Source organism: Emticicia sp. MM (genome assembly GCF_001649495.1).
This window is the reverse complement of record NZ_LXHX01000119.1, coordinates 23,816-44,271: the sequence shown is the minus strand read 5'-3', so window position 1 is coordinate 44,271 and position 20,456 is coordinate 23,816. Positions and strand designations below refer to the sequence as shown.

13 protein-coding genes are annotated in these 20,456 nt (G+C 37.4%); 9 read left to right on the top strand and 4 right to left on the bottom strand.

From position 1 onward, the window contains the following. The first annotated feature begins 44 nt into the window (after positions 1-44). From A6M55_RS16355 to A6M55_RS16340, 4 genes are all read left to right on the top strand, one after another. Positions 45-1,526 carry a RagB/SusD family nutrient uptake outer membrane protein gene (locus tag A6M55_RS16355; protein WP_015028470.1) on the top strand — a complete coding sequence of 494 codons (1,482 nt, stop codon included), beginning with the start codon at positions 45-47 and terminating at the stop codon, positions 1,524-1,526. Positions 1,527-1,710: 184 nt separating this feature from the next. After that, positions 1,711-5,031 carry a VCBS repeat-containing protein gene (locus A6M55_RS16350; RefSeq protein ID WP_064198563.1) on the top strand — a complete coding sequence of 1,107 codons (3,321 nt, stop codon included), beginning with the start codon at positions 1,711-1,713 and terminating at the stop codon, positions 5,029-5,031. 5 nt (positions 5,032-5,036) lie between these two features. Then, a complete protein-coding gene (locus A6M55_RS16345) occupies positions 5,037-8,369 on the top strand; it encodes a VCBS repeat-containing protein (RefSeq protein ID WP_064198562.1) in 3,333 nt (1,110 codons plus the stop codon). Positions 8,370-8,415: 46 nt separating this feature from the next. Further along, a complete protein-coding gene (locus tag A6M55_RS16340; protein ID WP_064198561.1) occupies positions 8,416-9,945 on the top strand; it encodes a VCBS repeat-containing protein in 1,530 nt (509 codons plus the stop codon). Here A6M55_RS16340 and A6M55_RS16335 read toward each other — a convergent pair whose 3' ends face one another. Then, a complete protein-coding gene (locus tag A6M55_RS16335; protein ID WP_156511099.1) occupies positions 9,946-10,536 on the bottom strand; it encodes a hypothetical protein in 591 nt (196 codons plus the stop codon). Positions 10,537-10,751: 215 nt separating this feature from the next. Here A6M55_RS16335 and A6M55_RS16330 point away from each other — a divergent pair, with 215 nt between their 5' ends. The 5 genes from A6M55_RS16330 (at position 10,752) to A6M55_RS16310 (ending at position 17,738) form a co-directional block, all read left to right on the top strand. Beyond that, the gene (locus A6M55_RS16330; RefSeq protein WP_064198559.1) at positions 10,752-13,271 is read left to right on the top strand and encodes a TonB-dependent receptor; all 2,520 of its coding nucleotides are present in this window, start codon (positions 10,752-10,754) and stop codon (positions 13,269-13,271) included. Further along, on the top strand, positions 13,271-14,335 hold the full coding sequence (locus A6M55_RS16325) for a DUF4249 domain-containing protein (protein WP_064198558.1): 1,065 nt from the start codon (positions 13,271-13,273) through the stop codon (positions 14,333-14,335). The genes A6M55_RS16330 and A6M55_RS16325 overlap by 1 nt, the downstream gene beginning before the upstream one ends. A 150-nt stretch (positions 14,336-14,485) precedes the next feature. Continuing rightward, positions 14,486-16,006 (top strand): lipopolysaccharide biosynthesis protein, encoded by a 1,521-nt coding sequence (locus A6M55_RS16320; protein ID WP_064198557.1) that lies wholly within the window; start codon positions 14,486-14,488, stop codon positions 16,004-16,006. A gap of 15 nt (positions 16,007-16,021) precedes the next feature. Then, positions 16,022-16,903, top strand: a complete 882-nt coding sequence (locus A6M55_RS16315; RefSeq protein ID WP_064198556.1) for a glycosyltransferase family 2 protein — start codon at positions 16,022-16,024, stop codon at positions 16,901-16,903. Then, positions 16,896-17,738: an NAD-dependent epimerase/dehydratase family protein gene (locus A6M55_RS16310; RefSeq protein WP_064198555.1), complete on the top strand. Its 843-nt coding sequence runs from the start codon at positions 16,896-16,898 to the stop codon at positions 17,736-17,738. Before A6M55_RS16315 ends, A6M55_RS16310 begins: the two co-directional genes overlap by 8 nt. Before the next feature lie 2 nt (positions 17,739-17,740). On the opposite strand, the gene A6M55_RS16305 is transcribed toward A6M55_RS16310, so the two are convergent. The 3 genes from A6M55_RS16305 to A6M55_RS16295 form a co-directional block, all read right to left on the bottom strand. Then, complete coding sequence (locus tag A6M55_RS16305) at positions 17,741-18,133, bottom strand: MerC domain-containing protein (RefSeq protein ID WP_015028479.1); 393 nt, start codon at positions 18,131-18,133, stop codon at positions 17,741-17,743. Positions 18,134-18,247: 114 nt separating this feature from the next. Next, positions 18,248-19,063: a 3-methyl-2-oxobutanoate hydroxymethyltransferase gene (panB, locus tag A6M55_RS16300; protein ID WP_064198554.1), complete on the bottom strand. Its 816-nt coding sequence runs from the start codon at positions 19,061-19,063 to the stop codon at positions 18,248-18,250. A gap of 104 nt (positions 19,064-19,167) precedes the next feature. Beyond that, positions 19,168-20,448, bottom strand: coding sequence for a murein hydrolase activator EnvC (locus A6M55_RS16295; RefSeq protein WP_015028481.1), 1,281 nt, complete (start codon positions 20,446-20,448; stop codon positions 19,168-19,170). Positions 20,449-20,456: the final 8 nt, after the last annotated feature.

Genomic DNA, 20,456 nt, shown 5'->3' with positions numbered 1-20,456 from the left:
TTTTATCAAACAATCTGTTTACATCACAAAATATTACATTACTCATGAATAATATAAAGAAAAACATTTCAAAAGTACTCTCTGCTGCTGTTGTGGTGTCTGCTTTGGCACTACAATCATGTACAGATTTAACTGAGCCGGTTTACGATGCGATTCCTGCTGACCAATTTTTGAAAACTGACGCTCAGGTAGCTGCAGCTCTTGGACCTGCTTACTCAGGTATGAGAGGTATTACTTGGGACTGGTTTAACCCAAGTGAAGCAACTTCTGACGAATTAATAGTTCCTACTCGTGGTGGTGACTGGTTTGACAACGGTGACTGGTTGGCGTATTCTCGCCACACTTGGACTCCACAACATGGTCCAATCAATGGTATGTGGGGCTTTATCTTCGGAAATATCTCACAAGTAAACCAATTGCTTAATGTTGTTAAAACTAATAAAGCTGCGGTTGATGAACTTCGTGCTATCCGTGCGTTTTATTACTTCATGGCAGTTGATGCATTTGGTAATGTACCTATCGTAACTGATAATACATCTTCAGCTGCAACAAAATCTCGTGCTGAAGTTTATGCTTTTATTGAGAAAGAATTGACAGAAGCAATTCCTAGCCTTCCAGCAGGAAAAGCTTACAGCCGTATGACTCAAGATGCAGCTACAATGTTATTAGCTAAATTGTACTTAAATGCTGGTGTTTACAAAGGTTCTCCTGAGTGGCAAAAAGCTTATGATACAATTGATAAAGTAATCAAATCTAAAAATGGTTATAGCTTAGCTGCAACAACGCTTGCTAACTTTACTACTCAAAACCAAAGCTCACCAGAAGCCATCTTCAACATTCCGTTTGATAGCTTCTTGGCTGGTGGTTTGAACTTCCAAATGAGAACATTACACTATGCTAACCAACAAACTTATGGTTTAGGTAATGCTCCTTGGAATGGTTTCTGTACGCTTGCAGATTTCTACAACTCATTTGATAAAGATGATGCTCGTAGCAAAATGTGGTTAGTTGGTCAACAATATTCAGCTTCTGGTGCTCCTTTGAAAGATGCAAAAGACCAACCATTAGCGTTTATTCCTGATTTCAACAAAGACCAAATGACTGATGCTGACCCTGAGTTCCAAGTAGCTGGTGTTCGTTCTCAAAAATATGAGATTCAAAGAAACAACCCGAACGGTGACCAAGATAACGATTACGTATTCTTCCGTTTGGCAGATGCTATCTTGATGAGAGCAGAAGCTGCTTTCAGACTTGGAAAAACTGCTGATGCTTTGGCTGATGTAAATACTATCAGAGCTCGTTCATTAGTTGCTCCATTAAAATCTGTTACTGCTGCCGACATTCTTGCAGAAAGAGGTCGTGAGTTAGCATGGGAAGGTTGGAGACGTAATGATATGATTCGTTTCGGTACTTTCAGCACTTCAAGAAAATTCATGAAAGTTGTTGATAAAACAAGAGAATTGTTCCCAATTCCTCAAGCTCGTATCGATGCTAACCCATTGTTGAAGCAAAATCCTGGATATTAATATTTCAATATCTTTCCCGAAAAGGCAGTTCCTAACGGTTCTGTCTTTTTATTTTAACAATATGCTGATAGTTAGAGGCATATTTATTGCTAAATTTGTGATTCTCTGTCAATAACTGACGAAAAAAATACTTTTTAAACTTAAATTCTAAATTAAATTTTAGATTTTCTTTAACCTATAATTGATGAAAAAATCTCTTTGGGCTATCTCGTGCGTAGTGCTTCTGCTATCTTGTAGTAAGTCGGAAGATACACTTTTCGAGTCTCTGCCAACCTCAGTTACTGGAATTGATTTTATCAACCGAAGTCTGGAGCGTAAGGATTTTAATATCTTCAACTACCGAAACTTCTATAACGGTGGTGGTGTGGCCATTGGTGATGTAAACAACGATGGCCTTTCGGATATCTTCGTTACTTCAAATTTTGAAGATAATAAACTGTATTTAAATAAAGGAAAAATGACTTTTGAAGACATCACGGCGAAAGCTGGGATTGTTGGTAAAAAGTTTTGGTCAACGGGTGTAACCTTTGCTGATGTCAATGGCGATGGTTTAATGGATATCTATGTGTGTAATTCTGGAAGCCGTGACCAACGTGGCAGCCAACTTTACATCAATCAAGGTATTAAAGGCGGTATTCCTATTTTTGTTGAAAAAGCAACCGAAGCTGGCTTAGAAGATGGCGGATTTTCAACCCATGCTGCATTTTTTGATTATGACCGCGACGGCGACCTCGACATGTACTTGCTCAATAATAGCTTCACTCCTATTGATAAATTGGGCTACATGAACCTTCGTGAAGAACGTGATAAACTTGGTGGTGATAAACTTTTTAGGAATGATAGCCCCGCAACTCTTGCGAAGGGGGAAACACCTAAATTCACCGATGTTTCGGCTGAAGCAGGTATTTATGGAAGCCTCATTGGTTTCGGCTTGGGAATCACGATTGGTGATGTAAATAACGACAACTGGCCAGATATTTACATCTCCAACGACTTCTACGAAAGAGATTATCTTTATATCAACCAAAAGAATGGTACATTTAAAGAAGACCTCGTGAATGAAATGCCCCATATCAGTCTCAGCTCGATGGGAGCTGATATAGCCGATATCAATAATGATGGTAATCTTGATATATTCGTGACAGACATGCTTCCTGGTGACGACCGCCGCTTAAAAACCACCAGCGTTTTTGAAGGCTATAATCTGGTTGATTTAAAGCTAAAGCGTGGTTTTTGGCACCAATATATGCGTAATAACCTACAACTCAACAATGGTGATGGAACCTTTAGCGAAGTGGGGCAATTGGCGGGCGTACACGCAACAGACTGGAGCTGGGGGGCCTTGATTTTTGACATGGACAATGATGGAATGAAAGACCTTTTTGTTGCCAATGGTATTGCAAAAGACCTTACAGACCAAGATTTTGTGGAGTTTTTAGGAGATAGAAACACCATGCAACAAATGCTCGAAGGCAAAAAATTTAATGCCAAAGAGTTTATTGATAAGATTTCTTCAGTGCCGATTCCAAACTATGCGTTCAAAAATAATGGTAATTTAAATTTTACCAACAATGCTAAATCATGGGGTTTAGAAGGCCCGGGTTTCTCAAACGGTTCGGCGTATGGAGATTTAGATAATGATGGAGACTTAGATTTAGTAGTAAATAATGTTAATGCCCCTTTATCGGTCTTCAAAAATAAAACCAATGAGAAGACAAAAAACCACTTCCTTAGCGTCAAACTTAAAGGTACGGCCAAAAACCTCAACGGTATTGGTTCTACCATTACTGTTTACCAACAAGGAGTAAGCATTGTTTTACAACAAATGCCCAATCGTGGATTTCAGTCTTCGTGCGACCACCAAATGGTATTTGGTTTAGGCGAAAAAGGGACGATTGATTCTCTGAAAATTGTTTGGCCTGACGATAAAATGCAGGTGCTGAAAAGTGTTAAAACTAATCAGACACTTACCTTAGATTATAAAGATGCCAATCAGGTATTTAAGCAATTCTTTGCTCCAAAAAAAACTATTTTTACCGATATTACTGCCTCAACTCTTGATTATACGCACGTAGAAAGTAATTTTCAAGATTATGATCGTGATGTGTTATTGAAGCAAAAATATTCTACACAAGGCCCTGCAATGGCTGTGGGTGATGTAAATGGCGACGGCCTCGACGACCTATATTTGGGTGGAGCCGCTGGACAGGAAAAACAGTTATTAATTCAGCAAAAAAACGGCAAATTCATCAAATCTACTCAGCCAGATTTCAGCATGGATTTAACTACCGAAAACACCGATGCCATTTTCTTCGATGCTGATAAAGACAATGATCTTGATTTATTTGTGGTAACGGGTAGCAACGAATTTCCTGAAAATGCCCCCGAACTGCATGATTTGTTGTATCTGAATGATGGTAAAGGTAATTTCAAAAGAGATGTTCGTTTTCCCGCAATTTTTGAAAATGGTTCTTGTGTAACCGCGGCCGATTTCGATAAAGATGGCGATAACGACCTGTTTGTTGGTTCGCGTATGATTTCTGGTAAATTTGGCTATAGTCCCGCCAGCAATCTTTATATCAATGATGGAACTGGTGAATTTAAAAATCAGTCAAAACGATATATGCCCGAAATCACTTCGCTCGGCATGATAACCGATGCCGAATGGAGCGATATTGATAAAGATGGCTTTGTTGATTTAATTATTACGCAAGATTGGGGCGAAATCGTTGTTTTCAAAAATGAGCGTGGTAAGAAAATGTCACTTGCCAATAAAATAAAAGATTCGGAAGGTCTTTGGAATTGTATCAAGCCTGCTGACATCGACGGCGATGGAGATACCGACTTTATCGTGGGAAATATTGGAGATAATACAAAACTCAAAGTTTCGCCTGAAACTCCAGCGTTTTTACATGCAAAAGACTTTGATAACAGCGGAACAATTGAACAGATTATTTCTTGCCTTACAGAAGATGGAAAAACGTATCCAATGGTTTTAAAAGGCGAGCTTCAAAGAGCATTACCGATGATAAAACGTAAGTATGTAAAATATACAGATTATGCCAATCAGACCATTACTGATATGTTTACTGCCGAACAAATGAAAGATTGTGTAGAACGAAAAATCACTACTACCAAATCAATCATGCTCATCAATGACGGTAAAGGTAATTTTGAAATCAAGGATCTGCCGATCGAGGCTCAATTTTCTCGCATGGCCGCCATTGAAACTGGTGACTTTGATAATGATGGTATCGTAGATATACTTTTAGCTGGTAACTTCTTCGATGTATTGCCAGAATGGGGTCGCTTCGATGCCAGCTATGGCGTATTCTTGAAAGGTAAAGGAAAAGGTATATTCCAATCTATAAAAACAAGCGACTCTGGTTTCAAGACAGTGGGTCAGGTAAGAAAAATGTATAAATTAAAAACTGGTGCCAACAAAGAGGTTGTGGTTTTAGCCAAAAACAACGAAAAAGCACAAGTATTCGGTTTTAACAAGTAAATGCTATGAAATCAATAGTTAAAATTCTAAGTACAATTACAGTTATTTCTTTAGTTTTTAGTTCTTGTAAATCTGTTAATAAAGAAAATGAGGTGGCTTTATTCAAAAAGCTATCACCAACAGAAACAAAGGTTGATTTTACGAATCAAATTACCGAAACCAAAGATTTTAATATCCTCGACTACCTGTATTTCTATAATGGTGGTGGTGTTTCTGCTGGTGATATCAACAATGATGGATTAACTGACTTATTTTTTGTTTCGAATCAAGGCAAGAATAAACTTTATATCAATAAAGGAGTAAAAGATGGTGTGCCTCAATTTGAGGATATTTCTGAAAAAGCTGGTATTGGTGGTTTTTCTGATTGGAAAACAGGCTCTACAATGGTAGATGTAAACGGCGATGGGCTACTCGATATTTATGTTTGTGCCGTTAGTAATTACAAAGGGCTTGAGGGTTCAAATGAGCTTTACATCAACAACGGAGACTTGACTTTTACTGAAAAAGCTGATGAATATGGCCTCGATTTCGCTGGCTTCTCTACACAAGCAGCTTTCTTCGATTACGATAAAGATGGCGACTTAGATATGTATCTCCTCAATCATGCCGTACACAATACTCGCTCTTATGACCGCGTAAATACACGTATGCTCAAGGATAATGAAGCAGGCGACTATCTTTACCGAAACGATAATGGCAAATTTACTGATGTAAGTAAAGAAGCTGGCATTTATCAAGCGGCTATGGGCTATGGTTTGGGCATTTCGGTGGCGGATATCAATAATGATGGCTGGCTGGATATTTATGTAAGCAATGATTTTCATGAAGATGATTATTATTACATCAATCAAAAAAATGGCAAATTCAGCGAAGAAATGAAGCAACACTTCAAGCATTTGAGCCGTTTTTCGATGGGTTCAGATGTAGCTGATATTAATAATGATGGGTATCAAGACATCATGACGCTTGATATGTATCCAGAAGATGAAAAAGTAGAAAAATCTTCAGTTGGTGAAGACCCGCTCGAAATTTATCTCTATAAACTTCAATTTGGTTATTTCAATCAATATAGCCGTAACTGTTTGCAGTTGAGCATGGGTGGTAAAAAGTTTAGTGATATTGCTCCATCTGCTGGCGTGATGGCTACCGATTGGAGTTGGAGTACACTCATGGCCGACTATGACGGTGATGGTATCAAAGATATTTTCATTACGAATGGCATTCTTCGACGCCCAAATGATTTAGATTACCTTAAGTTCATTGCCAGCGATTCGCTGCATTACAATGTGCCTACTTCTGAAAAACTCGACCAAGAAGCCATTGATAAAATGCCAAGCGGAAAATGGCACAATTACCTATATAAAGGCACGAAAGAGCTGCGTTTTCAGGATAAATCAATAGTTTGGGGCTTTGAAGAAGAGGGAATCTCAAATGGTGCGGCTTATGCTGACTTAGATAATGATGGAGACTTAGACCTTATTTCAAATAATCTCAACGAATCCGCAAGTATTTACCTCAATAACAGCCGCCAACTCTTGCAAAACAATTTTGTCAAAGTCAAATTTAAAGGCAATGACAAAAATAAATTTGGAGTTGGGGCAAAGGTTATCTTAAAGACTTCCGAAGGAGAGCAGCTTCAGCAGATGATGCCTACGCGTGGATTTATGAGCTCGGTTGAACCTTCTTTGATATTTGGTATTGGTAAACAAACCAAGGTCGATACGATGATTATCATTTGGGAAAACCAAAAGATGGAAATCATCAAAAATCCAGCTATCAATACTACGCTAACGGTTGAAGAAAGTAAAGCACAAATGAATGTTTCGGATTTTCAGTTTTTTTTACCTGTTAAACCAATTTTTGAAGAAGTAAGCACCGAAACTAACATTCCTTTTGTTCATCAGGAAAACGTTTATTTTGATTTCAATCGTGAATTCTTAATTCCATTTAAAGTTTCAGTTGATGGCCCGAAAATGGCCGTTGGCGATGCAAACGGCGATGGACTTGAAGATTTTTATGTAGGCGGAGCAAAATACCAAGCTGGAGCATTATACCTTCAAAAAGCTGGTGGTGGCTTTAGTCTTTCGCCACAAGCAGTCTTCCAAGCAGATTCATTGCAGGAAGATGTTGATGCCCTCTTCTTTGATGCCGATGGCGATAAAGACCAAGACCTCTACGTAGTTTCGGGTGGAAACGAATTTTATGATAAAATGCCTCAACAATTCGACCGATTATATATCAACGATGGTAAAGGTAATTTCACGAAATCAACTACTGCCCTTCCCGAAATGTACGATAATAAATCATGTGTACGACCATGTGATTTTGACAAAGACGGAGACATTGACTTATTTGTTGGTGGACGAGTAGTAGGCTATAATTACGGAAAATCGCCACGTTCTTATCTTTTGGTTAATAATGGAAAGGGTAAATTTACAGATATAACAGTCAACAAAGCACCCGACCTACGAGAAGCAGGAATGATTACTGATGCTATTTGGGCAGATTTAGACAAAGATGGCGACCAAGATTTAACTGTAATTGGCGACTGGATGCCAATCAAGATGTTTGAAAATAACAAGGGTAAATTTACTGAAATTGATAATAAACTATCTTCTTACACTGGTTTTTGGAACGGAATCACCGCCGCAGATTATGACAAAGATGGTGATATTGACTTAGTTGTTGGTAATTTAGGTACCAATACGAAATTCAGAAAAGAAGAAGGTGGCCAACTAAAAATGCTTATTAAGGATATTGACGGCAATGATGCCAAAGACCACATCATCGCCTACAACCGAGGAAGCGATTGGTATCCTGTCAATAGCAAAGATGAAATGGGTAAGCAATTGCCAAGTATTATCAATAAAAAATATGTAGAGTATAAAAACTTTGCAGGAAAGACCATTGATGAACTCTTCACGAGTAAAGAACTAAAAGATGCCGAAGAAAAACTTGTCAATACTTTTGAGTCTGTTTACCTCGAAAACCAAGGAAATAACACTTTCAAAATGAGTTATCTGCCAAGTTTAGCCCAAGTATCAAAGGTGATGAGCCTCGTAACTGAAGATGTAGATAACGATGGAAACCTTGACGTAATCGTAGGTGGAAATTTCAGTGGAGCCAATATGTATCAAGCTCGTTATGATGCTTTCTTTGGTCTTATTTTAAAAGGCAATGGAAAAGGCCAATTCACGGCATCGGTTCCAACTGATAATGGTTTATTGATGGAAGGAGATGTAAGAGATATTAAAACGCTTAATACACCAAAAGGCAAACTCTATTTCGTAACTCGCAATAATGACAAATTGCAAGTTTTTAGAAAAATACCAAACTAAAATGCTTTGGGGTTCATGAATTTGAACCCCAATTTTTATCAATAAAATGAAGCTAAAAAACACTAATTTATTCATCATAAGTACCTTTTTGGTAGTTGGTGTAGCGGCTATTTCGCTTAGTTGTGAAAACTCAAAAGTAGCAGAAGGTGAAAAATTGGCTCAACAATATTGTTCGAGCTGCCATCTTTTACCAAGCCCTGATATGTTGCCTAAAAATGTGTGGCAATACAGTACATTGCCTTATATGGGTATCATGATGGGCGTTGAGACCGAAATCAACGGTTTAGAAAAACCATTATCCGACTACGCCATTTTACGTCCAGCTTCACAAATGATAAGTGATGAAGATTGGCTTAAAATCAAACGATATTATTTGGCCAAAGCACCAAAAACGCTTGAATTTCCAAAATATGAAGCTCTGGAAGAACTCAAAGACATGTTTTTGGTTCAGCAAACTACTTTAGCAATTAAAGGGGCAACTATTCCAAATTTTACAGCTGTTTGCTTCGATACGCTCAATAGAAAAATCATTGCGGGTGACCAGTCGAACCATGTGATTTGGGTACTCGACCAAAATGGAGAAACCAAACAATCTATTCTCAATCAACATGCCCTCACAAACGTTGACCTCGCACATGCCGATAAACAAGATTATTTATTTACCTATATCGGTACAACCACGCAGGCAAATCCAGATGTGAATGGTTCGGCTGAGCAAGTTTCGTTGGCTAATAATACCTTCAAATTTCAACAAAAACTTTTACCAAATCTGAATCGTCCGATAGAGGTTTTGTCCAAAAACTTAGATGATTCTCCCGAAGATGAACTCATAAGCAATGAGTTTGGATTTAAAGCTGGTGGACTTTCAATTTGGAAAAAAGATGCAAAAAATCAGTTCCAACGCAAACAATTAAGCACACAAACTGGAGCTACCAAAACCATTATTATGGACTTTAATGGTGATAAACGCAACGATATTTTAGCTCTTTTTGCCCAAGGTGACGAACAAATAATTCTGTATCTCAATAAAGGAAACCTAAACTTTGAGGCGAAACAATTATTACGTTTCCCATCGATTTACGGAACAAGCTCATTTGACATTGCCGACATCAATAGAGATGGAAAGTTTGATATTGTATGTACGGCCGGCGACAATGCTGATTTTTCTACCATTCTAAAGCCTTATCACGGGGTTTATGTATATACCAATACTGGTAATTTTACATTCAAACAAAGTCATTTTTTCCAACAAAACGGAGCAACCAAAGTCATTCCAAGAGACTTTGACAACGATGGAGATATTGACATGGCTTCGGTTGCACTTTTCCCAGATACCGATCACCGTCCGCTTGAAGGATTTATGTATTTTGAAAACACAGGCGATCATTTCAAACAAAAAACACTTCCTATTAATCATTTAGGTCGATGGAGTGTGATGGATGCCGCTGATATTGACCACGATGGCGACATTGATATGGTTCTGGGCAGCCATCCAGTTGCGAAGTTTCCTGCGGGTTTCGACCAAGCTTGGAAACAAGGAAGTGGTTTAATTATTTTACGAAACAAAACATATTAATCAATTCGCCAAAGCTTTATCTACGAATTGAAAAAAGTCCCGGTTATCAAAATAACCCGTTCCGGCATAATAAATGGCCGTTTTTCTGTTAGTTATCAAGTGGTTCACAGGTAAAACTTCAATATCAGCAGGAAAACGGTTATTTTTAAATATATAGAATGGCATTGAAAAATCATTCTTTTGAGCGAAGTTTCTGGTAGTAGCTAAGTTAGTAGTACACAGTATCAAAAATCGAATTTTACCTTGGTATTTTTGATAAAACTGTTCAATTTCAGTCAATTCATTCTTATTTGAGATACTTCCGTAATGTAAAAAAACATTGCTGGTATCGAGCAATTTAACTAAAGGAATTGCCTTTCCACTCATTAACTCTATTACGGTATCTTTTAATAATCTTTCTTTATCATTTTCTCTTACACTAAGAGGGCTCATCCAATTTGTTTCATCGTATGATTTTCTTCCAGCTTTTATATCAGCAATAAATTTATCTTTTTCGATAGTATATGCTCTGTAACGCTTTATTTTTTTATTAGCAAAATAGACGAAAAATATTAAGCTAATAGCTGCGATAATGTAACTAACTTTCTTCATAATTTTATATTTTATTGTTTCGCTCAAAACTACCATTTGATTTAATATTTTGGCTGTTAAATAAATATAATTGATGTTAAGATATGTTAAGCCTACACGCAAATTATCGCTTTTATAGTTCTATCTGTCGTCGATTATTTACCATTCTTCTATTTTAATTTACCCTGCCCATCAAAATTTATTATCTTTGATAATTAGTTATATTTAACCTATAGATGAAAAAACAATTACTTTGGGCAATTTTATGCCTTTATACTACTTTGCTATGCCATGAAGTTCAAGCTCAGAAAAAGAGCTTTCTGCTTTCTGGTTTGGTGAAAGATGCCGAAACAGGTACTCCACTCGAAAATGCCAATATCTTGTTTTCGGGTCTTACTCTTGGAACTTCTACTGATTCTTCGGGGAAGTTTGCTATCTATTTACCCGCTACTTCTTATCAAATTGTAGTAAGAATGTTGGGCTATAAAATCAAAATCGAGCGATTTACCTTAAATAAAAACCTCGAATTTGAATTCTTGCTTGACAAAACCCCTAAGATTTTAGATGAGGTTGTCATTACGGCCGAAAAATCAGATGCCAACGTTAATCGGGCGATCATGGGCGTAGAGAAAATTTCAGGAAAAACACTCAAAAAACTCCCAACACTTATGGGTGAAGCCGATGTGATTAGAAGTATAATGCTCTTGCCGGGCGTAACTACCGTAGGAGAAGGTGCTTCTGGATTCAATGTTCGAGGAGGGAATGTTGACCAAAACTTAGTACTTTTAGATGGTATTCCGCTATTCAATACTTCTCATCTTTTTGGATTTTTCACGGGTTTCAATGCCGATATGGTGCAAGATGTGAGCCTTTTCAAAGGCGGCATTCCTTCTATGTATGGCGGAAGAGCTTCTTCTGTGCTTGATGTACGGCTCAAAGAAGGCAATTTTGATAAGTGGAGTTTACAGGGCGGTTTAGGGCCAATTTCGAGCCGATTACTTTTAGAAGGACCCATTTTTAAAGGAAAAACTTCCATAATTGTTGGGGCAAGGGCTTCATTATCAGATTTTTACTTACGCTATTTCAATAATCCTTCGCTCAAAAATAGTAATGCAAATTTCTACGATATAAATGCCAAAATTACCCACCGATTCAACAATAACCAACGGGTCTCATTGGCAGTATATTCGAGTGATGATGCCTTCAAATTCGCCCAAGATACTTCTTACTACTGGAATACCCAAAACCTTAGTCTTAAACACAATGCACTTATTGGCACTAAGCTATCACATAATTTTACTGCCTTTGTCAGCAAATACCGCTACGGCATAAAAGGACTAAAACCACAGTATGAATATAATTGGCAGCCTTCAATCACGCAGCAATCTATTAGAGAAGATTTAAGCTACGAGTATTCTAACAAAAGTAAGTTTGATTTTGGCGGAGATTTCAGTGTCTATCGAAATGATGCTGGTAGTTTATTACCCAATTCTGCTGAATCAATCATTGACCCATTCCGAATGCCTGTGCAGCATTCACGAGAAATGTCGATTTATGGTGGGCATAGCCTCAGCTTAAACTCAAGGATAAGTCTTGACTATGGCATACGATACGCTTATTATCAACTCATTGGGCCAGATAATATTTATACCTACAAGGCTAATCAACCACGTGAAGTAGAGACCATTACCGATACTCTGACCTACAAGAAAGGTTCGGTCATTCAATCTTATGGGGGTTTCGAACCTCGTTTTTCGTTTGCTTTTAAAGTTGATTCAAGTTTATCTATCAAAATTGGGTTCAATCGAATGCAGCAGTTTATGCACTTATTATCGAATACAATGGCTATTTCGCCTGCTGATATTTGGAAAAATAGCAATGCCCAATTGCCTCAACAAATTGCCGACCAATTTTCGATTGGGGTGTTTAAGAACTTCACCAATCCTCAAAATAATATTTTTGAAACCTCGGCTGAGTTTTATTACAAAAAACTCAACAACGTAATCGACTATATTGATGGAGCTTCTTTATACTTAAATCCAAGCGTCGAAACCCAACTTTTAGTGGGTAAAGGCTATGCTTATGGAGCCGAATTTTTTGTAAAAAAGGCACGGGGTAAAAAGCTGACGGGCTGGTTATCATATACTTATTCACGTACTTTTCGCCAAATCGAAGCAAATGCCAACCAAATTGGGGCGAATTTTGGTTTAAAATTCCCTGCAAATTTCGATTCTCCGCACAACATAAAGTTTGTGTTAAATAACCGATGGACCAAACGCCTGACTTTCAATGCTAATTTTACCTACAATACGGGTCGCCCGATTACGTATCCAAACGGACGCTACAAGATTTATGCCTTTAGCGATGTATATGATTATATGGTAAAAAATGGACTTAATCCAAGAAACGGTCTCGATAAGAAATCTTATGTTTACAATGGACAAACTTTTGTTTTCTTAGATAATGCTACGATTCAGGAAATTTTAGATGGGTATGCTTCGCCAAGTTTTACACTTCGAAATGCCGAACGAATCCCTGACTACTTTAGATTAGACTTAGGATTAACGCTCGACCCGAAGGAAAACAGCAAATGGAATAGTAGTTGGAATTTTTCGATTTATAATATCCTAAATCGCCAGAATGTCTATTCTATCTATTTTAGATCATCGACTGGCTTACGTAATTTGGCTCGTACCTACAAACTTTCGGTTTTGGGTGCTGCCATTCCATCACTAACTTATAATTTTAAATTCTGATGAAAAAAATAACATTAATTATCCTGCTCTGTTCGTTATTTTTTTCCTGCGAAACAGAAATTACCGACTTCAAAACACAAAATTTAAGTAACGCATACGTGGTTTATGGAGAATTGACCAATCTTGCTGGACCTTACAACGTACGAATCAATCGAACGAGTTCGTATTCACCTTATGATATTACGGCTTTTCAGGGAGATGCTGTAAAAAAAGCTCAGGTACAGATTCTTGATGATTTGGGCAATGCAACACCACTAAGCGAAATCCGTGATGGGCTTTATCAAACTCCTGCTCAATTCGTTGCGGTTATTGGTAAGAAATATCAGTTAAAAATCAAAACCAATGACGGCGTAGAAATCGAATCGAGCTTAGAAAAGCTCAAAGCCCCGACCCCACTCAATGATTTTTCATACAAATTCATTGATGCTGAAAAAGTAGAAAATATGCGTTTTGATGTAACGGCTTCTATTAAAGATTCGAAAGAAAATGAAGACTATTATTTTATCAAACGACAGGATTTTATACAATTTCTAACCACTTGTCCTGAGCCACCGCCACCGCCAGCTCCTGTACCGCCTTGTTTTTCGAAATGCTGGCGTGCACCGCTTAATACACAACCTATTCTGATTAACGACTTTTTGGTCAATGGAAAAAATCTACCTATTACCTTAGGAAGTGTTGATGTAAAGGATTTTCCGGATTGGATAATACAATTGGATGTCTATTCAATTTCGAAAGAAAACTACAATTATTGGAAACGCCAAGAAGACCAACGAGTAATTGGGGGTGGATTATTTGATAAGATTCCAGCACAAATTGTGGGCAATTTAAAATGCACCAATCGAACGGGGCAAGAGGTTTTGGGGGTGTTTCAAGTAGGAGGTGTAGTAAAACAACGCCTTAAAGTTGACCGCTTAGGGGCACTTTCAAGCGAAAACTTACAAAAAGTTCAGTTTTATGCCGATTTTAATAATATTCGCTACAAAGACCTTAAGCTTTGGGATTGTAAAAATGCAGGTTTTGTAGATTATAATATCGGATATACGATACCCAACTTATTTTAAAACATTGACCCAATAGCCCAATAATATTACTTGAAAAGCATGAAATAAAGCTAATCATTTGCAAATCACTCAACAAGTATGGAAATTGCAGTCAATTTCCTGTAAAACCATAAAACTTCGACTGTCATTTAAGCACTGGCAGACCAAAATATGAGTGTAGTTAAAAAATTAGCGAGCGATACTGCTCTATATGGCCTAAGTAGTATTGTTGGGCGTTTTCTAAACTGGCTTTTAGTGGCCGTGCATACCCGCGTTTTCCACCAACCAAAACTCCTTGCCGATAATAACCAACTTTATATCTATGTCATTCTTCTAAATATCATTTATACGTATGGTATGGAGACGGCATTTTTCCGCTATGCTAATAAGAAAGAAAATCGACAAGAATATTACAATCTTATCTTATCGTATATTATTCTTACGAGTATTATTTTTTCTGTCATTATCTTTTTCTGTGCAACGCCACTCATCAACTGGATGGGCTTTCCGGGCAAAGAACGCTTAATTGTTTGGTTTGCCATTATTTTAGCTACCGATGCTATTGCAGCCATTGCTTTTGTAAAACTAAGAGCAGAAGGAAGATCGAAACGATTTGTGTTTATCAGAATGACCAATATCTTCATCAATATCGGTCTCAATGCCTTTTATTTGATGTTTTGTAAGTATATTCATGAAGGCCTTTTCTTGCAATCATGGAAACCCTTTGCCGATTTTTTCTATAATCCTGCCATTGGACCAGATTATATTGTTTGGGCAAATTTTATCGCCAGTTTATTGACAATTCTTCTTTTATGGAGAGAATTTCTTGATTTTAGGTTTAATTTCAACTTCGAAAAATTCAAACCTATTTTCGTTTATGCTTATCCATTGCTAATCATGGGTTTGGCTGGGGCAATCAACCAAACAGCCGACCGCGTAATGTTTCGAGAAATTCTACCTGAAGGATTCTATCAAGGTTTATCGACCGACGACGCCTTTAGTATTTACGCCAATGTTTATAAGCTTTCGATTTTCATGTTGCTTGTTGTGCAGGCATATCGCTACGCAGCAGACCCATTCTTTTTCTCGAAAGCTGAAGATAAAAACTCACCAGCCATGATAGCACTTGCCACGAAATGGTTTACGATTTCTTGTATTCTGATTTGGGTGGGTGTAAGTGTAAATATCGACCTAATTAGCTTAATTTTGGGTAAAACCTACCGTTCGGGCATCATTGTAGTACCTATTTTACTTTTGGCCAACCTCTTCATTGGCGTTTATCAAAATACGGCTATTTGGTTTAAGTTGAGCGATAAAACTCAATATGGCACCTATTTTACCATTGCAGGAATGGTGCTGACTATCATCTTAAATATTATACTTATTCCACGAATGGGTTATGTAGGGTGTGCCATCACCTTTGCCATTTCGTCGTTTGTGATGATGGTTCTTTGCTACTATTATGGTCAAAAACACTACCCAATACCGTACGAACTAAAGTCAGTTTCAACTTATTTAATTATTGCGGCTATCTTAATTTATGTTTCGATGCAAGTAAAAATCGAAAACACCATTTTGTCGATTTCACTTCATATTTTATTATCGCTTTTGTTTCTAGTTGGAATCGTATTTTTGGAGCGAACAAGTCTTGGCTTACGCTTTGGTAAATCAAAAAAGAAAAGCTTAGAATAATTTTACATCCTACCGATGAATACCGAATTTTCGTTTATTATATTATCGTTCAACGAAGAACAACATTTACCCCGATTGCTGGAGTCAATCAAAGAACTCAATGCCGAGACTTTTATTTTAGATTCGGGTAGTACTGACCGTACGCTCGAAATTGCTGAGCAATATGGGGCGAAGGTTTTACACAATAAGTTTGAGAATCACCCTAAACAATGGGATTTTGCTTTGAAAAACTTTCCAATTAAAACCCCTTGGACAATCGGGCTAGATTCTGACCATATTGTTTTACCCGAATTATTTGAGCTGCTGAAAAACTTCAAAAACGCAGAAATTCCTTCCGATGTAAATGGCATTTTCTTCAATCGAAAAAACTATTTTAAAGGTCGTTGGCTTAAGCATGGTGGCTATTTCCCACGATACCTAATGAAAATGTTTCGTACTGGTGTGGGTTTCTCCGACCTCAACGAAAACATGGACCACCGCTTTGTGGCAGAAGGCAAAAATATTGTTTGGGATAAAGGGTATTTAAAAGAAGAAAACCTCAAAGAAAACAGGATTAGTTTTTGGATCGAAAAACACAATCGTTACAGCGACCAAGTGGCACGTGAAGAAATCGAACGAAAAAAGCAATTACGTAGCCAAACAATTCAGCCCAAATTCTTTGGAAATCCAGACCAACGAATTGCATTTTTGAAGAAAATTTGGTGGGATATGCCGTTATTTGTGCGTCCGTTTATTTATTTTTTTCACCGTTATTTTATCCAACTGGGTATTCTTGACGGAAAAGAAGGTATGATTTTCCACTTCCTACAAGCTCTTTGGTTTAGATTTGTGGTCGATGTGAAGATTTTTGAATTAGAGAGTGAAGAAAAACTAAAAAATGAGGTAAGCAATGAGTAAATCAATAAGTATTTTGGGTTGTGGTTGGTTAGGTTTACCACTTGGAAAGTATTTCGCTGATAAAGGATACCAAGTAAAAGGAAGCACAACCAACGAAGAAAAACTATCTATTTTAGCTGAAAATGGCATTGAAGCTTTTCGCATTCAACTTAATCCACATATTGTTGGCGAAAATGTGGATAACTTTCTAAGTTCAGAAACACTGCTAATAAATATTCCACCACGCATTAGTCTTCAAAAAGCTGATGCCCACGTAGAGCAAATTTCCAATTTGCTTAATTTTATAAAAACATCATCTATAAAGAATATCATTTACATTAGTTCAACATCTGTTTACCCCGAGTTAAATAGAGAGGTGCTCGAAGAGGATGTCATAACACCCGAACAATCAGCTAGTCCAACTATGGTAAAAGCTGAGAAACTACTACTAAATTTTTGGAAAGAATCTTCAGTGAATTTAACTATTCTGCGTTGCGGTGGACTCATGGGCTACGACCGAATTCCGGCGAAATATTTTTCAGGTTGGAAGGGACTCACAACGGGAAATATCCGAGTAAACTACGTTCACCGAGATGACGTAATCAAGATTATCGAAAAGATTATCGAAAACCAGATTTGGAACCAAGTTTTCAATATTGTTTCGCCGATTCACCCGACAAGAAAAGAAATTTACGCAAAAAACTGCGAAGAATTAGGCTTTGAAATGCCCGAATTTGTAAAACCTGCTGAGCCTCAACCATTTAAAATCATTAGTGTAGCAAAATGGCTCAAACATTCAAATTATAAGTTTATTTACGAAAATCCATTAGATTATTACTACCAAAAGAAAAGCTAAAATTAGTGAGTATGACTATGGCAAGCACGGCGGTGAGAAGTCCAGTTTATCCAATAGGCTAGAGCCATAATAAGAGCACCAGAAACATTGAAGAGCATTTCGAGTGAACCTTTTGCCCAAAATAGGCCAGTAATATTGAAACAAAGTGCTAAAACCAATAAAAATAATGGCTGCGGGTTATGATGATTTCTGTAATCTTTGATTAATAAGAAAACAGCTAATACTGCACTTGACCCAATAAGATAGAATTCAGATTTTTCGGTTAAGAAACTTTCTCCTAAAATCGGTAAAGCGGTCATGAGGAAAGGCATAGCCAAGCAGTGAATTGTACAAATCACCGAGAGCCACAAGCCAACTTTGTTAAGTGTATGGTAATGAGTGAATATTTTTCGCATAAAAATCTTAAACCGTGTAATTGATACAGCATAATATTTACAACAGTGATGCAAATATACAGTATTTATGCAACACCATTGCAAATATTTTAGTTCACGGATGAAAAAATAATCTTAATATGATTCTTTTTCGTTCGGGAAGTCAGATGCTTTTACATCTTTAGTATAATTCATTACGGCTTCGGTCATGATGCTGTGTAAATCGGCATAACGACGAAGGAAACGTGGAGAGAAATCTTTATTAATACCCAGCATATCGTGCACCACTAAAATCTGACCATCACAGCCATTACCCGCACCTATACCAATAGTAGGAATATGAACTGAATCTGTCACTTTTTTGGCCAAAGTCGCAGGGATTTTCTCTAAAACCATTCCGAAACACCCTACTTCATTGAGCATCTGGGCATTTGCCATGAGCTGCTCAGCTTCTTCTTCTTCTTTGGCACGCACAGTATAAGTGCCAAACTTATAGATTGATTGTGGCGTGAGTCCTAAGTGCCCCATTACTGGAATACCCGCACTCAAAATGCGTTCAATCGACTCTCTGATTTCGATTCCACCTTCTAATTTAACCGCATGTCCACCCGATTCTTTCATAATTCTAATGGCCGAACGAAGAGCTTCTTCCGAATTTCCTTGATACGAACCAAAAGGTAAATCTACCACTACTAATGCTCTCTTTACGGCCTTTACTACTGCCTGAGCATGATAAATCATGTTATCGAGTGTAATTGGGAGGGTTGTTTCATGCCCAGCCATTACATTGGATGCCGAATCTCCTACTAAAATCAGCTCCACGCCTGCGGCATCTACTATTTTTGCCATCGAATAATCGTAGGCTGTTAAGCATGCTATTTTCTCGCCTTTTCGTTTGAGTTCTTGAAGGGTATGCGTAGTAACACGCTTGATTTCGTTATGTACAGACATAGTTTAATGTAGAATGTAGAATGAAAAATGTAAAATGGCTTTTCAAGAAAACATAACAAAAGCAGCTTCTTGTAAATTTTACATTCTTAATTCTCTATGAATAATTATCTCGGACTAAGCCAACCTTCTGGATTTAAGTGCTCACTATTATGCCAAATCTGGAAGTTAATTTCAGGAGCTCCGCCAGACTCGCCTGCTGTTCCAATGGTTTCTTTAGCACTAACTTTTTGGCCTATTGATAAGAAAATTTGTTTCAAATTAGCATAAACCGTAAAATACTCGCCGTGCTGAATCAGCACCACTTTGCCTAAACCCGGAATTTCAGTTACATCTTTTACCTCACCCGCATAAACCGACCTTACAGTTGCATTGGTCGATGTTTGAATATCAATCCCATTATTGTTTATCAAAACCCCATTTAGAACTGGGTGTTCTTTAACACCAAATCTATCTGAAATAAAGCCACGCTGTACGGGCCAAGGCAAACGAGACTTTGAAGCGGCAAACGAACGCCCAAGTGCCGAATCTTCATCGTTTGATACTTTAACTACTTTCTTAGAAGTATTTTGTTTAGCCTTATTTTTGGCTAGTTTAGCTGCTTGGTCTTGCTTCAATTCTAACTCGCGATTTTTACGAGCCATTTCGCGAGATACTACCGCTTCAATTGATGCTTCTAATTTACTAACCGACTTCTTAGTTGCTTCTATTTCTTTTCTTAGATCTTTTTCCTTTTGCGAAAGTTCAGTTACCATTTCGGTCTGGCGACTTTTTAATTGCTCTAAATACTGAGCTTCGGTAAGTTTAGCCGAAATAATGCGTTTTTTATCTGAACGTTTTCCCTGTAAATTTGATTGTCGTTCACGCAGGAGTGCTACTACTTTAATGATTTGTGCTACCTGAGATTTACGATTATCTGTATATTGTTGCAGGTATTTATACCTCATAATAAGCTCATTAAACGAAGAAGAAGAAAATAAAAAGCTAAGTTTATTTATCTTTCCACTTATTTTAGAGGCACTATAAAGCATAGCAGCATACTCCCTTTGAAGTGTATCGAGTTTACGTTCGAGGACTTCTTTGGCACCTATAATATCTTGCATCTCCATATCAATCAGCTCTAAATCTTGCTCCATTAAACCTATTTGTTCTTCTTGCGAAGAAATTTGTTCTTTAATGGCTTTGATTTTGCCAACGGTTGCTTCTTTTTTCTCTTGCGTATTTTCTAAAGCTAGCTTAGTTTCGGCAATTTTTTCAAGATTTCTTCGCTTTTCACGTTCGAGTTGAGCTCGGCTTTTTTTCTTACGCTGAGCCATCAAATCGGCGTTAGGCCAAATACTTAGAATTGATAAAAAGGCTATAAAGTATGTAATTTTTTTAAAGGTCATTTTCAAAA